The 15,041-nt window shown below is 62.4% G+C and carries 10 protein-coding genes; 3 read left to right on the top strand and 7 right to left on the bottom strand.

Annotation, left to right across the window (positions count from 1 at the left end):
* Window positions 1–1,590, top strand: a complete 1,590-nt coding sequence (locus tag HOLFODRAFT_RS19480) for a DHA2 family efflux MFS transporter permease subunit (RefSeq protein WP_005034058.1) — start codon at window positions 1–3, stop codon at window positions 1,588–1,590.
* Here HOLFODRAFT_RS19480 and HOLFODRAFT_RS0205010 read toward each other — a convergent pair.
* Entirely contained in the window at window positions 1,532–2,467 is a 936-nt protein-coding gene (locus HOLFODRAFT_RS0205010; protein WP_005034055.1) for a LysR family transcriptional regulator, read from the bottom strand. The genes HOLFODRAFT_RS19480 and HOLFODRAFT_RS0205010 overlap by 59 nt on opposite strands.
* Before the next feature lie 311 nt (window positions 2,468–2,778).
* On the opposite strand from HOLFODRAFT_RS0205010, the gene HOLFODRAFT_RS22660 reads away from it, so the two are divergent.
* Window positions 2,779–3,408 carry a nuclear transport factor 2 family protein gene (locus HOLFODRAFT_RS22660; RefSeq protein ID WP_005034053.1) on the top strand — a complete coding sequence of 210 codons (630 nt, stop codon included), beginning with the start codon at window positions 2,779–2,781 and terminating at the stop codon, window positions 3,406–3,408.
* Between the two features lie 224 nt (window positions 3,409–3,632).
* On the opposite strand, the gene ltrA is transcribed toward HOLFODRAFT_RS22660, so the two are convergent.
* From ltrA to HOLFODRAFT_RS19495, 6 genes are all read right to left on the bottom strand, one after another.
* Complete coding sequence (gene ltrA / locus HOLFODRAFT_RS0205020; RefSeq protein ID WP_026939058.1) at window positions 3,633–4,910, bottom strand: group II intron reverse transcriptase/maturase; 1,278 nt, start codon at window positions 4,908–4,910, stop codon at window positions 3,633–3,635.
* Window positions 4,911–5,694: 784 nt separating this feature from the next.
* A complete protein-coding gene (gene tnpA, locus HOLFODRAFT_RS0205025) occupies window positions 5,695–6,126 on the bottom strand; it encodes an IS200/IS605 family transposase (RefSeq protein WP_005033945.1) in 432 nt (143 codons plus the stop codon).
* Between the two features lie 236 nt (window positions 6,127–6,362).
* Window positions 6,363–7,334, bottom strand: coding sequence for an alpha/beta hydrolase (locus HOLFODRAFT_RS0205030; RefSeq protein WP_005034047.1), 972 nt, complete (start codon window positions 7,332–7,334; stop codon window positions 6,363–6,365).
* Between the two features lie 607 nt (window positions 7,335–7,941).
* On the bottom strand, window positions 7,942–9,378 hold the full coding sequence (gene glgA, locus HOLFODRAFT_RS0205035) for a glycogen synthase GlgA (RefSeq protein ID WP_026939059.1): 1,437 nt from the start codon (window positions 9,376–9,378) through the stop codon (window positions 7,942–7,944).
* Entirely contained in the window at window positions 9,379–10,641 is a 1,263-nt protein-coding gene (glgC, locus tag HOLFODRAFT_RS0205040) for a glucose-1-phosphate adenylyltransferase (protein WP_005034042.1), read from the bottom strand. It abuts the gene before it with no gap.
* Window positions 10,642–10,730: 89 nt separating this feature from the next.
* The gene (locus tag HOLFODRAFT_RS19495) at window positions 10,731–11,225 is read right to left on the bottom strand and encodes a hypothetical protein (RefSeq protein WP_005034039.1); all 495 of its coding nucleotides are present in this window, start codon (window positions 11,223–11,225) and stop codon (window positions 10,731–10,733) included.
* A 159-nt stretch (window positions 11,226–11,384) separates the two neighbouring features.
* Between HOLFODRAFT_RS19495 and dnaE the strand changes: the two genes are divergently transcribed.
* Entirely contained in the window at window positions 11,385–15,011 is a 3,627-nt protein-coding gene (dnaE, locus tag HOLFODRAFT_RS19500) for a DNA polymerase III subunit alpha (protein ID WP_005034036.1), read from the top strand.
* Window positions 15,012–15,041 lie beyond the last annotated feature (30 nt).

Raw genomic sequence — 15,041 nt, forward strand, 5'->3', positions numbered from 1 at the left:
ATGTCTGAGGCCGTCATCCAGGCTCCCGCTCTCGCCCTGCGTCACAGTCCCGCCTACAAGTGGATCGTGGGCATCACCTGCATGCTGGGCACTTTCATGGAGGTGCTGGACACCTCTGTGGCCAACGTGGCCCTGCCTCACATCCAGGGCACCTTCGCGGCGGGCACTGACGAGATCACCTGGGTCATCACGGCCTACCTGGTGGCCAACGCGATCGTGCTGCCCATCACGGGATGGCTGGCCAACTTCTTCGGCCGCAAGCGACTCTATCTCATCTGCCTGGCCATCTTCACCTTGGCATCCTTCGCCTCGGGCATCGCGCCCTCCCTCTGGTTCCTCATCCTCATGCGGGTCATCCAGGGGCTGGCTGGCGGCGCCATGGTGCCCATGTCCCAGGCCATCACCCTGGACGCCTTCCCGCCGGAGGAGCACGGCTATGCCGCCGCCCTCTATGGCATCGGCGCCATCTGCGGCCCCATCGCGGGTCCCCTCCTGGGGGGATGGCTCACGGACAACTGGTCCTGGCCCTGGATCTTCTACATCAACATCCCGGCGGGCCTCATCGCCTTCTACCTGGCCTTCACCTTCATTGAGGATCCGGACTACCTGGAGAAGCCCGAGGGGAAGGTCGACTGGCAGAGCCTGATCTTCATCGCCGTGGGGCTTGGCTGCCTGGAGGTCTTCCTCAACCGGGGCGACCGCTACGACTGGTTCGACAGCGTCTTCATCCAGGTCTTCGCTGGACTGGCCTTCCTGGGCCTGGCCCTCTTCATCTGGCGCTCCCTGACCGCCCGGAATCCGCTGGTGGATCTCAGGATCTTCAAGCTGCGTGAGTTCTCCAGCGGCATGCTGCTGATCTTCCTGGCCAGCTTCGGGATGTATGGCGCCTTTGTCTGTCTGCCCCTCTTCGTACAGAGCCTCCTCAACTACACCCCCACCTGGGCGGGGATCATCCTGGCCCCATCGGGAGTCGCGTCCATCGTCGCCATGGGCATCGCGGGCTACTGTGCGGGCAAGGTCGATGTCCGGCTCCTGGTGGGGACAGGATTCCTGTCCCTCGTCATCGCGGCGTGGATGCTCACCCACCTCAGCCTGGACACCGACATCGCCTACATGATCATCGCCTGGCTATTCCAGGGCTTCGGTCTGGGCCTAGTGCTGATCCCCCTGGCCACGGAGACCATCATCCGGGTGCCCCCCAAGCTCCTGGGGGTCTCGGCGGGTATGTTCAACCTCCTGCGCAACGAGGGCGGCAGCGTGGGCATCGCCATCTGCACCACCATCCTCACCCAGCGCGCCCAGTTCCACCACGCGCGGCTGGCGGAATGGATCACCCCCTACAACCCGATGGCCCAGCTGGGCTCGGTCCAGCTCGCCAAGGGGCTCTACCCTCACGCGGGGCTGGACCCCAGCTCAACCGCAAGGCTGGCCCAGGGCGTGATCGGCGCCGAAGTCACCCGCCAGGCCTTCGTCATGAGCTTCGTGGATGTCTTTGCCTTCCTCGTGCTGGTCTTCGTGGTGGCCCTACCTTTCATTCTCCTGTGCAAGAGTCCAGGGAAGCGGCAGAAGGGGATGGTGGCGATGCATTGACGCCCATCTCCGCAAGGAAGGCATGCACGGCCGGGTTGCGGGTGTCCTGCTTCCAGGCCACCACGAAGTCGGAAGTGCTGCCTTCGCCCACCATGTCCACCAGGACCACCCGATCGCTGGCGTGGGCTTCGGCCCGGTAGCGGGGGAAGACCGCCACCCCGGCTCCCAGCTCCACAGCCAGGAACAAGGATTCCATGTCCGGGAAACGCTCCACAATCCTGGGAGTGTAGCCATGCGCGGCGCAAAGCTTGGCGACCCAGGCCTCGGCGGAGACCTTCAGGGGACGGAGGATGTCGACGAAGTCCACCCCCTTGAGATCGGCATAGGAAAGGCTCTCCCTTTGCGCCAGGGGATGATCCGCCGCCATGACGACCACCACCCGCTCGGAGAAGAGGACCTGGGTGCTGATCCCGGCGGTATTGGGCAGCCCCACGGCCAGCGTGAAGGCGATGTCCAGGTCGTCCTTCTCAAGCGCCAGAGCCAGCGGAACGAGGTCATAGTGGTTGACCTGCAGGAAGACGTCCGGATGCTTCGATCGAAACCCCTTGATGATCGGAGGGAGGAAGAGCTTCTTGACCGCCCACAGAAAGCCGATGGAAAGACTCTTGGTGGCTCCGGCGGCGGCCCTCTGCACACTGGCCACCAGATCATCGTAGCTGTCCATCACCCCCTTCAAGCCCTCCTTGAGGAGCAGCCCGGGATGCGTCAATTTCACAGAATTGGGAGCCCTCTCGAAGAGTTTGACGTCCATCTCGCGCTCCAGGGCGGTGATCTGGTAGCTGACCGCCGACTGGGTCAGGCAGAGCTGATGGGCGGCCTTGGTGAGGTTGAGATGCTCCGCCACAGCCATGAAGCAGCGCAGGTAACGGGTATCCACGGTTTCTCCAATAAATAGACAATTTTGATAAGATCAGAAAATTTTTGGTGATTTACTCCCGGAAACTTTCAATCTCAGCTCCCTTCTCAGCATTCGCATGGTCAAGTAAGCTTCAAAAAGATAACAAGGACTGCGATCAGGCGCAATTCGCCCCTCCCCCTGCCAAAGGTGAGCACACGAATCAGAGCTTAGATCGACTATGACTATTGTTATTTTTAATTAATTTAAAACCCTCAACACCACTCGCCGGAACCCCAGCGAGACAGGGCGCTTTTGCGCACTCCACCACCCACACCAGAGAAGGGGCAACCATGTCAGACACCAGCCTTGAAGCCAGGATCCAGAGCCTGGAGGACTACCGTGAAATCTGCAATCTCCAGGGCCGCTACAATCACTACCTCCAGACCGGCCAACTCAAGGACAAGATGGCGGAACTCTTCGCCTTCAGCAATCCAGGCGTCAAGGTCGAGATGTGTGACAGCGGCCTCTGGGAAGGCCCGGCTAAAGTCGGCGAACTATTCAAGCACATGGCCGGGAGCAAATACGGCATGGCGGGTTCCCTCATGGTCCACATGCTGCTCACCCCGGTCATCGAGGTGGCCAAGGACGGCAGGACGGCCAAGGGTATGTGGAACTCCTTCGGCACCAACACCTACAAGGCCTTCGACGGCAGCCTCGAAGCCATGTGGCAGCTCGGCAAGTACGACCTGACCTTCATCAAGGAGGACGGGAAGTGGAAGTATCTCGAATTCAAGTGGTACGTCATCTTCCGCACCCCCTTCCACGAGGGATGGGTAAAGCGCCCCATGGTGGAGAGCCTGCGGGCCGTGGCGGGCGTGGAGTGCCCGGGCTTCCCCCCCATCGGGGAATTCCACACCCCCTACCACCCCAACAAAGAACACAACGTCTTCCTGCCCTGCCCACCTGAACCCGGGGCCTGAGAACTCCTACCGATTCGCCGTCCAACGTAACGTAACCGCTCACTGGGATGCGGCGGCAAATCATGGACTTACCAGCCCTTGCTGACAATTATATGATTTTTTAATCATTTTATCCTACCCATCCTATCTATCCTGTTCAAAGTTTTTTCACAGGATATGCAGTCGAGTAGCGCGGAGGAACTGCCCCCCCGCGCTCTCACAGAACCGGACGTGAGACTCTCACCTCATCCGGCTCGTCCTGTCCAGCCTTTCGGACGAATTCCCAGGCTCCAGTGGTGAAACAGCGTGTCCTGTCGGTGGGATACTCCCCCCAACCAGCGGTAGGCCGCCATCCAGTTCCGATGGAACCGTTTGAACTTCCGTTTCGCCCACCGAGCTAAGACCAAGTTAAGGTAATTCAGCATATCCAGGCATTCCGAGCGATAAAAACGCCCGTAGTAGCCCACCCATCCCCGTATCGCGGGGTTGATCCGGGCAGCTACTTCCTCCAGATGACTGGTGTTCATGGCCGTGGCCAACCGCCAGCTCCGGATCACTTCCCGGATACGCCGCTTCGCCTTCTCACTCATCGCGGGGAGGAAACCCACGAACAGGTTTCCCGCTGGCCCTTTGGCTGACCGCCTCCGAAACGTGTAGCCGAGGAAGTCGAAGGAACATGGCTCATGGTCTCCCCCCCGCCGATCGTCCTTGCAATACACGATCCGCGTCTTGTCTGGATGGAGCTCCAGCCCCTTGTCCTTCAGCCTCCTCCGCACCGCTTCCAGCACGAGCTCGGCTTGCGCCAAGCTCACACAGTGGATCACCGCGTCATCGGCATAGCGCTCGAATGGCACCTTGGGAAACTCCCGCACCATCCACGCGTCAAAGGCGTAGTGCATGAACAGGTTGGCCAGCACTGGGCTTGCCACCCCACCCTGCGGCGTCCCCGATGTCCGCTCCTTCAGCGTTCCATCCTCCCCTTGCAGCGGCGCTTTCAGCCAACGCTCCACGTAGAGGGGGATCCACTTCAGGCCCGGTTCCGGGTCCGTGTGGTGCCTTACCGCTTTGAGCATCAGGTCATGCCTCAGATTGTCAAAGAATCCCTTGATATCCAAGTCAATCACCCAGTCGAAGCGGAAACACCTCTCTCTCGCCTTGCCCACGGCATCCAGAGCCGACCGTCCCGGACGGTAGCCGTAGGAGTCCGGGTGGAATACCGGTTCCACTAACGGCTCCAGCACCTGCTTGGCCACCATCTGCGCCACCCGGTCCGCCACCGTCGGGATACCCAACGGCCGCATCCGGCCATCCCCTTTAGGGATCTCCACCAGGCGGACGGGCGGCGGAAAGTAGCTCCCCGACGACATCCGGTTCCAGATCTTGTAGAGGTTACCCTCCAGATCCTTCTCGAAAGCCGACAGGGTCTGACCATCCACCCCTCCCGCTCCCCGGTTGGCCTTCACCACGCGCCACGCCTGAGCGACTTGCTCTCTGGAAATCTCGTATGGCTTTGCTTCAGTCACAGCCTCTTCCCCCGATGGGTTGAACTGCGCTTGAAGCTGGACAGGCCGATCCCTTCGCTCCGCCCGCATTGCCGGGCCTCAGCACTACTACGGATCGGTCCGCCCCGGCGTCCCGCATCGGTACTCGCACCCTTCGGGGGACTTCCCCTCGGGCTCCTCCCTTGACTCGGACCTTTGGCCCTCGCCCTTCGGGCGGCCATGGCCTTGTCGGCCATGCCGTCCTATTCGCCTCACGGCGAATGCTGCCATCGGGACGCTCGGTTCCCACGTTCCGCACAAAAGCCTGACCAGGGCTCGCGCCGCCTTTACGCCGGTCACCGCCCGGACCGTAAACAGGTCCCTTCCGGGCTTCATCCCAGGACTTCATCCGGAGCCTGGTTTCGATGACTTGCATTCCTTCTCGACGCCTCATCAGCGGTTCACTCACGTTCGCCTTCCCTGGTCCCACCTGACGGCTTCAAACCCGCCTTTTCCGGTTCCGCTCACCACCCAGGCTGTCACCCCTGCGCAGCGACCGGCGGTTTGGAGTCTGACCCTGCAGCCCGACCCCGGGGGGCCCACCCCCATCTTCCGTGCAGCTCAGCACCCTCCTCAGTCAGTTCTCATAACCCTCCTGAAGAGTTCGCGCCTTTCGTGGCGCACAGATGGACAGGATAAAAGCAGAAGGGAAGTAAGACATCCCCCGGCAGAGCCGGGGGCCTTTCAATGTGAGCCGCTCGAAGCGGCTGAACGGGGTCGCTAACGCGGCCCCGAATGAGTTATGGGGCACCACATGGTGCCCGCCTTAACGAAACAGCGACAACTGTTCCAAGCGTTCGTCCTCTTTTTCCTGGCTTCGGATGTACTCGCGGACGACCTCCTCATCCCGCCCAACTGTCGACACAAAGTAGCCTCGGGCCCAGAAATGCTGCCCGACGAAGTTTCGCTTACTTTCCCCATAGACCCGGGCCAGCCAGATCGCGCTCTTCCCCTTGATGAAACCCACCACCTGAGACACCGCATACTTCGGCGGGATCGAGATCAGCATGTCCACATGGTCAGCCATCAGGTGGCCTTCCTCGATACGACACTCCTTCTGATCAGCCAAACGCTTGAATATCTCCCCCAGGTGAGGCCTCAGCTTTTCGTATAGCGTCTTCCTCCTGCATTTCGGGATGAAAACCACGTGATACTTACACTCCCAGCGGGAGTGGCTTAGACTTTCCGACGAGTCCATCTCGGACCTCCTTTCGCGCGCTTGGCGGCTCACGATTCGAGATTCCAAGATGGACTCCCTGAAAAGTCAAACTTCTACTGCCTCCCCGGCAGAGCCGGGGGTTTTCCCGAAATGGATAAACCACCAGGAAAACATAGCTGCAAATTATTTATATTAAATTAATTCAACCATGGAAACCCCGGCGTTCCCCTCTACCGGCCATTTCCCTGCTGTCTGTGGTTGACGGTGGTCTGGTATCAGCTTCCCTTCTGCAGGCATTCCAGGGTTTCCACGGTGGCCTGGATGGCTTCGGGGGCGAGAATCAGGGTGACGTGCCCCACCCCAGGAACGAGGCGCACCGGGATGGGCTTCCCGGCGGACCGGAAGACGTTCTCGAACTGGTCCGCCTGGAACAGCTCGTCCGCGGTGCCGACCACCAGGGCCATGGGACGCCGGGCCTGCCGGATATCCGCCTGGTAGTCGTCATGGGGCTGGAAGTTGCGCGCCAGGGCAAAGGAATACCAAGGGGTCAGGCGATTCTGGTCCTCCGGCGACAGGGCGAATCTGGTCACCGGCAGGCCCTGGAAGATCCTCAGGCCGACCCCGTCGAGCAGCCGGAGCGCCAGGAACCTGGGAATCCCGACCTGGGCCCACTCGGGGCCGCCCTGTCGGAATGTCGGGGCATCGTAGCGCAGGTAGGGCGAGAGCAGAAGGTAGGAGGAGAAGAGATCCTGGCGGGCACTCCCGGCGAAGCGGAGCGCGAAGCCACCGCCTGCGGAGAGCCCCACCAGGGTTGAGGGTTGGGCCAGGACCCGGGACTTCGCGAAGTCCTCCAGATCGTCCTCCAGTTGGCCGATGTAGGCGATCTGCCCCTTGGGGCCGGAGTCCCCGTGCCCCCGGATGTCCAGGGTGAAGACCTCGAACCCGGCGGCCGCAAGCCCCCGGGCCAGGGGGTGCATGCTTACACTGTTCGCCGAGGATCCGTGGATCAGGATGGCGCTCCCCCGGATCACCCCCGGAGGGGCATAGTGGCGGAAGCCCAGCTGGGCCCCGTCCCGGGCCCGGTAACGCTCAAGGGAGGGCAGGCTGGAGAAGTCCACCGTCTTGAAGGGATCCCCGATGGAGGCCATGGTCGAAGGCTGACCAGGCCCCCCGAAGGCCAGGGCCGCCCCGAAGGCGAGCAGCAGAAGGGCAAGCACCGACAGCCCAATGATCAGCAGGAGCTTCATGGAACCCTCCGGAGATTCCCTCCAGCATGCCCTAAAAGCGGGGAAGAACATCGGCGTACCGACAACGCCCTCCAGCGCCAATGATCTCCGTGGATCCCCGGCTACAAAAGCAGAACCCGTTTATCGGCAATGCTCAGTCAAAAGAATACTTCCACCACTAAGCAACCCCGCCGCGCGGGGTTGCTTGGTAAAGAGAAGGACCGAATGCGAATACGCGGCTTCAGGGGGCGATGTAAACCCAAGGGTTTACAGGGTAGGCACGAAGACACCAAGGAATCACCAAGTGCTGACCGGACCCTCTGGCCGCCCCGCGGAGCGGGGGCGCGCGGCGAAGCCGCACGCGTTCCGGCTGGGGCAGGCGGCGGAGGCACGCCAGCGTGCCAAAGCCACCTGTCCCAACCGGAACCGGACCTGAGGGTCCTGGTTGGAGGTGCGTCCAGTCTCGCTTCTTTCTTCGTGGGCCTTGGTGCCCTTGGTGTCTTGGTGGTGGAATTTACAAGCCGCCGGATCAAGCTGAGACATACCGATAATCGGGAAATAGCCGGGGATGAACGGGGATACGGAAAAGGGCCGTCACTCCCCGCCCCAAATCCGCGGCAGCCCTTCCCTACATCCCCCCGATCACACTCGCGTAAAGATCCCGGTAGTGCTTGGCCGCGGCATGCCAGCCGAAGTCCTGCTTCATGCCGCGACGCTGGATCTGGGCCCAGGTGCGAGGTTGCTCCCGGAAGAGGTGGACCGCCCGGCCGATGGCCTCTCCCAGCACCCAGGAGCTGGGTTCGTCGAAGCAGAAGCCTGTGGCCGTCCCCTTGGCCAGACTCTCCTCGCTGGTGTCCACCACGGTGTCCGCCAGGCCGCCGGTGCGCCGCACCACGGGAATGGCACCGTACTTGAGGGCGTACATCTGGGTGAGGCCGCAGGGTTCCTGGCGGCTGGGCATCAGCAGGGCATCGGCCCCCCCCAGGATGCGATGGGCCAAGCCCTCGTTGTATCCAAGGTGGACAGCCACCCGCCCGGGATAGCGTTCGGCGAAGGCCCGGAAACCAGCCTCCAGGAGAGGCTCGCCGGAGCCCAGCACCACCAGTTGCGCCCCCAGGGAAACCAGGTAGTCCACGTTGGAGAGGACCAGATCCAGACCTTTCTGGGGGGCGAGGCGGCTGATGATGGAGAAGAGGGGAGCCTCGCAGTCCTCCTGGAGCCCCATCTGGCGCTGGAGCATGTTCTTGTCCACCTTCTTGCCCGAGGGGAGCTTGACGTCGTAGTGGGCGTCCAGGTGGGGGCAGGTGGCCGGATCCCAGACCCTTTCATCCACCCCGTTGAGGATCCCCACCAGCGAATCCTTCCGGAACCGCAGCACACCATCCAGTCCCTCACCGAAAGCCGGGGTCTGGATCTCCTGGGCGTAAGTGGGACTCACGGTGCTGATGCGGTCGGCGAACTGGAGCCCCCCCTTGAGGAAATTGAGCTGGCCGTAGTATTCCACCCCATGCATGTGGAAGACCTGCGGCCCCAGCCAGACCCCAGGGAGGCAGGCCCCAGGATAGATCCCTTGGTAGGCCAGGTTGTGGATCGTCAGAAGGGTCGCGGGGCGGTTTCCCGGCTCCTGGTCCAGGTAGACGGGGGCCAGTGCGGTCTGCCAGTCGTGGCAGTGGAGCAACTGGGGGTGCCACCCCGACCCGTCGCCATGCCGTGCCAGATGGGCCGCAGCCCAGGAGAAGGCCGCGAACTTGCGGTCGCTGTCCCCCATCTCCTCGTAGGGGCCTCCGGGGCGGTCGAAGAAGGGGGAATCCAACAGGTAGACCGTGAGGCCATCCGGACTTCTGCCCTGGAGGATCCTGGCGGGCCCACCACCCATCAGATCGGGCCACCAGTAAACCTCGCGCCGGATCTCGATGCCCTTCAGCAGGGTCGGGAATCCTGGGAGCAGGATCCGCACACTGAGGCCGATCTCCTGAAGAGCCCTGGGCAGCGCCCCGGCCACGTCACCCAGACCACCAGCCTTAACGAAAGGAAAAAACTCAGCAGCGGCATGCAAAACGCGCATCTATTGACACCCCAATCTGTCCAGCATGCGCTGGGAGACCAGTGTCACGCCATTCGGCGTCCGGAAGAAGCGCCGGGCATCCTCCTCGGGATCCTCCCCCACCACCAGCCCTGGGGGGATGTGGCATCCGCGGTCCACAACCACCTTACGGAGCCTGGCATGCCCCCCGATATCCGCCTCCGGCAGGACCACCACCTCGTGGAGGTAGGCATGGGAGTGGACCACCACCCCCGAAGACAAGAGGGACTGCTGTACGGTGGCCCCAGAGATGATGCAGCCGGCAGAGATCACGCTGGCCAGGGCCAACCCGTTACGGTGCGGGTCGCTGTGGACGAACTTGGCAGGCGGCAGTTGCCGCTGATGAGTGAAGATCGGCCAGTGGTTGTCGTAGAGATTGAGGACCGGATCCACGGTGGTCAGGTCAATATTGGCCTTCCAGTAGGCATCCACCGTGCCCACATCCCGCCAATAGGGCGCCTTGTCCCGGTTATTGACACAACTATGGGTGAACCGGTGGGCAAAGAGCCGCGCACGGGACACCAGGTAGGGGATGAGATCCTTGCCGAAGTCATGGCTGGAATCCGGACAGGCCGCATCCCGGGCAAGCTGTTCGTAAAGGAACTTCGCCTTGAAGAGGTAGATGCCCATGCTGGCGAAGGATCTATCCGACTGACCCGGAATGCACGGGGGATCCTCGGGCTTCTCCACGAAGTCGACGATGCGGTCATCCTCATCCACCTGGACCACGCCGAAACCCTTGGCCTCCTCCCGGGGCACCTCGATGCAGGCGATGCTCATATCCGCATCCTTCTGCAGGTGATCCGCCAGGAAGCGCCGGTAGTCCATCTTGTAGATGTGGTCCCCCGCCAGGATCAGGACGTGCTCGGGGGAATGGTCCTGAAGATTGGAGATGTTCTGGAAGACGGCATCGGCTGTGCCGCAGTACCACTGATCCCGATCCAGGCTCTGCTGGGCGGGCAGGACGTGGACGAACTCCTCAAGCTGGGGTGAGAGGAAGGACCAGCCGAACTGGAGGTGCTCCAGCAGCCGGTGGGAGTTGTACTGGGTCAGCACCTGGATCTTGCGGATGCCAGAGTTCACACAGTTGGAGAGGGTGAAGTCGATGATGCAATACTTCCCGCCGAAGTCCAGGCCGGGCTTGGACAGGCGGGAAGTGAGGTCCATGAGACGGGTCCCCCGCCCCCCCGCCAGGATCATGGCCACGGTCCGACTGGGGGCATGGAAGATGTCCAACTGTTCCAACACACACCTCGCTAGGGCAATCCCCTGGAAAGGAATCGAAATACAATGGAGGATATATCCATCGTCCAGGATAGCGAAGTGCTTGAATTCTACTGCTTGGCCTTTTCGATCACCCGCTTGCGGAGCGCCTGGTGCTCCTCCTCGTTGATCAACCCATCGGCCTTGAGCTTGTTGAGCCTCTCCAGTTCAGCCCTCAGATCCACGGGCAGGGCCTGGACAGGAGCCGGGGCGGGGGCAGGCGCCACCGCAGGAGCAGGGACCGGCACGGGGCTCGTGGGCACATAGGCTAGGTCAGTCCCCTTGGTGAAGGACTCAAAGCGGCCATCCACCAATCTCACCCAGAAGAGGTTGCCATGGTCCAGCTTCATCACGTTGGCGTTCAGTTCCGGGGTCGGGAAGCCCAGGTATTTGACCCGCCCATTCTCGATCACCTTGTCCGGCTCTCCCAGGCGGGAAAGCACCTGTTCTTCTGTCATGCCGGTGCGCACGGGACCGGTGAGCACCGAGGGCTTGGCGACAGGATTGGAGCAGCCCATGAAGGCAAGGAGCCCGGCGGTCGCGAGGATGGAGAAGAGAGGCTTCATGGGGACTCCAGATGATTTATTTGTAAATTTCACCAAAACCAGAGTGGGACTTCCTCTATCTAGGGCCCTTTCCCACTGGTTTGTCAATGCGAAGCCGCCAAATGGCGTCATGGGCACTTTCCTTTCGCTCCTGGACCGGGGCTTTGGGAGAATGGAAGGATGAGTTTCGTCCACCTCCACCTCCACACCGAGTATTCCCTCCTCGACGGCTTCACCCGCATCTCCGACCTGGTCAAGAAGTGCAAGGCCTCCGGCATGCCCGCCGTGGCCGTCACGGACCACGGAAACATGTACGGGATGATGAAGCTCTACGATGCCTGCGAAAAGACCAAAGACGCGGAGGGCAACTGGGCGGTGAAGCCAATCCTGGGCTGCGAAGTCTATGTGGCCCCCCGGACCCGCTTCGAACGCAAGTTCGAAACCACCTCCGCCCCCAACACCGAAGGCATGGAGGATTGCCAGGATCCCTCCGGGCACCGGGATGCGGGCTATCACCTGGTGCTTCTGGCCAAGAACCACAAGGGGTTCGCCAATCTGGCCAAGATGGTTTCCCAGGGCTTCACCGAGGGCTTCTACTACAAGCCCCGGGTGGACAAAGACCTGCTGAGGGAGCACTCCGAAGGCCTCATCGCCCTCTCGGCCTGCCTGGGGGGCGAGGTCCAGGCCCGGCTCCTGGCGGGCAACTTCGAGGCCGCCGAACGGGTGGCCCTGGAATACAAGGAGATCTTCGGGGACGACTACTATCTGGAGATCCAGGACCAGGGCTTTGAGGCCGAGCGCCTCATCATCCCCAGCCAGTACGAACTGAGCGAGAAGACCGGCATCCCCCTGGTGGCCACCAACGATGCCCATTACCTCAACCAGGACGACGCGGACCACCACGACACCCTGTTGTGCATCGGCACCAAGCGCCTCAAGAGCGACAAGAACCGGATGCGCTTCTCCTCGGATCAGTTCTACGTCAAGACCCCCGAGGAGATGCGGGCCACCTTCCCGGACCACCCGGAGGTTCTGGAACGCACCCTGGAGATCGCCAATAAGATCGAGCTCTACCCCATCACCCGCAAGCCCATCCCGCCTCAGTTCCCTGTGCCCGAGGGGCACACCCTGGAGAGCTACTTCGAACATGTGAGCCGGGAGTGGTTCGAGAAGCGCCTGGTGGAGTGCCGCCCCCTGTGGGACAAGGGGATGCTCAAGTACACCGAAGCCGATTACCGGAAGCGCCTGGAGTTCGAGATCGGCACCATTCTGAAGATGGGCTATCCCGGCTACTTCCTCCTGGTCTGGGACTTCATCGCCAAGAGCCGGGAAATCGGCGTGCCCGTAGGCCCGGGACGTGGTTCCGCCGCCGGAAGCATCGTGGCCTGGTCGCTGAAGATCACGGACATCGATCCCATGCAGTTCGACCTCCTCTTCGAGCGGTTCCTGAACCCCGAACGCGTCTCCATGCCCGACGTGGACATCGACTTCTGCCGGGACGGTCGCCAGCGGGTCATCGACTACGTGACCGAAAAATACGGCAAGGACCGGGTCTGCAACATCGTCACCATCAACCAGCTCAAGACCAAGGCCGTCATCAAGGACGTGGCCCGGGTCTTTGAGAAGGATTTCAACTGGTCCAACGAGATCACCAAACTGGTACCCACGGTGCCGGGGCAGCCCATGAGCGTGGCCCAGGCCATGGAGGAATCGGAGAAGCTGCGGGAGCGCTACAACACCGAGCCGGATGTGAAGGAGATTCTGGATGTCTCCGCCCGGCTGGAGGGCCTGGCCCGCAACACCGGCGTCCACGCCGCGGGTGTCATCATCTCCCCGGACGAATTGACCAAGTTCGCCCCCCTGTGCAAAGACAAGGACGACAAGGTGATGGTGCAGTACACCATGACCGAGGCGGAACGGGCGGGCCTCCTCAAGATGGACTTCCTGGGCCTGGAGACCCTCACCCAGATCGCCAAGACCCAGGGCTACATCGCCCAGACCCAGGGCGCCCCCCTGGACATGCTCACCATCCGGGGCTTCGACGACAAGAAGACCTACGAACTCTTCAGCCAGGGCGATACCGACGGCGTCTTCCAGTTCGAGTCCGGGGGCATGAAGGGCCTCCTCCGCAAGCTCCAGCCGGACCGCTTCGACGATCTCATCGCCCTCAACGCCCTCTTCCGCCCCGGACCTCTGGGGGCGGGCATGGGCGACACCTATGTCAACCGCCGCCACGGTCGGGAGGTCGTGACCTACCCCTTCCCGGAGCTGGAGACCTGCCTCTCCCCCTCCTACGGCGTCATCCTCTACCAGGAGCAGGTGATGCAGATCGCCCAGCGGGTGGCGGGCTTCTCCCTGGGCGAGGCCGACATGCTGCGCCGCGCCATGGGCAAGAAGGACGTGGAGAAGATGAAGAAGGAGAAGCACCGCTTCGTGGAACGGGGCGTCTGCAACGGCTTCGACGAGAAGAAGACCTCCGACCTCTTCGACACCATCGAGTACTTCGCGGGCTACGGCTTCAACAAGTCCCACTCCGCCGCCTACGCCATGGTGGCCTACGAGACGGGCTACCTGAAGGCGCACTACCGCACCGAGTTCATGGCCGGACTCCTCTCCACCAAGAGCCAGCGCACCGACGATGTGGTGAAGTACACCCAGAACTGCCGGGAGATCGGCATTGAGGTGCTTGGCCCCGACATCAACGAATCGGAACTGGACTTCACCATCACCGGCCCCAAGCAGATCCGCTTCGGGCTGGCGGCCATCAAGGGCCTGGGGGATGCGGCCCTGGTGAGCATCCTGGAAGCCCGGAAGGAGGAAGGGAAGTTCAAGGACCTCTTCCACGCCCTCAAGGCCACAGACCTGACCAAAGCCAACCGCAAGGTGTGGGAGTGCCTCATCAAGGCCGGGGCCTTCGACAGCCTGGAGCCGAACCGGGCCGCTCTCCTGGAGGGCCTGCCCAGCGCCATCGAAAGCGCCTCCGCCGGGAGAGGCGCCGACCACGGCATGACCTCCCTCTTCGACGAAGCGGAGATGGAGAGCCTGGCGGACAACTGGAGCCTCCCGGAGGATGTGGAACCCTGGAGCCGCAAGGAGCGCCTGCACTACGAGCGGGAATCCCTGGGTCTCTACGTGTCGGGGCACCCCCTGGAGGAATACAAGGACGCCCTGGAGGTCCACACCATGGGCTCCCTGGCCTCCCTGCGGGAAGCCGTGGCAGCTGGCAGGGCCAAGGACCGGGATTCGGTCACCCTGGGCCTCATGGTCAGCAGTGTGCAGTTCAAGACCAACCAGAAGGGCGAGCCCTGGGCCCTGCTGGTCCTGGAGGACCTCACGGACCGCATCGAAGGCCTGCTCATGGCCAACCGCTTCGATCCCGCCACCAAGCAGCGGACCCGCAGCTTCGAGATGTACAAGGAATTCGCCATGCCCGACGCCCTCCTGCGGGTCACCGGCGAACTCAGGATCGAGACCATCACCAACAACGGGAACGGCGAGGGCGAAAGCGATGAAGAGGACCAGACGGTCATGAAACTCTTCGTCAGCGCCCTGGAACCCCTGGAGAACTTCCAGGGCCGGGGCTTCACCGGAGCCGTGGTCAAGCTCCCGGTTGGCGATTATCCCGCCCGCCTCCTGCCCATTCTTCGCCTGCATGAAGGCAGGCTGCCCGTGACCTTCGAGTACCGCAGCAAGACCGGCATCCTGGCCCGGGTCCGCGCAGGCCGGGAGATCGGCATCCGCTTCGATCCCGATCTCGCGGAAAAGGTGGCCAAGGATGCCAATTGCGGGCTGACGTGGACTTACTGATGAAAAGCCCAACGGAGTCAACGCAGAGGG

The sequence above is a fragment of the Holophaga foetida DSM 6591 genome (genome assembly GCF_000242615.2).
GTDB classification, from domain to species: Bacteria; Acidobacteriota; Holophagae; order Holophagales; family Holophagaceae; genus Holophaga; species Holophaga foetida.

Bases quoted from the DNA above. Each gene is read 5' to 3' on its own strand.
- HOLFODRAFT_RS19480 (WP_005034058.1), top strand. From the start codon at position 1: ATGTCTGAGGCCGTCATCCAGGCTCCCGCTCTCGCCCTGCGTCACAGT.
- HOLFODRAFT_RS22660 (WP_005034053.1), top strand. From the start codon at position 2,779: ATGTCAGACACCAGCCTTGAAGCCAGGATCCAGAGCCTGGAGGACTAC.
- tnpA (WP_005033945.1), bottom strand. From the start codon at position 6,126: ATGGACTCGTCGGAAAGTCTAAGCCACTCCCGCTGGGAGTGTAAGTAT.
- HOLFODRAFT_RS0205030 (WP_005034047.1), bottom strand. From the start codon at position 7,334: ATGAAGCTCCTGCTGATCATTGGGCTGTCGGTGCTTGCCCTTCTGCTG.
- glgA (WP_026939059.1), bottom strand. From the start codon at position 9,378: ATGCGCGTTTTGCATGCCGCTGCTGAGTTTTTTCCTTTCGTTAAGGCT.
- HOLFODRAFT_RS19495 (WP_005034039.1), bottom strand. From the start codon at position 11,225: ATGAAGCCTCTCTTCTCCATCCTCGCGACCGCCGGGCTCCTTGCCTTC.
- dnaE (WP_005034036.1), top strand. From the start codon at position 11,385: ATGAGTTTCGTCCACCTCCACCTCCACACCGAGTATTCCCTCCTCGAC.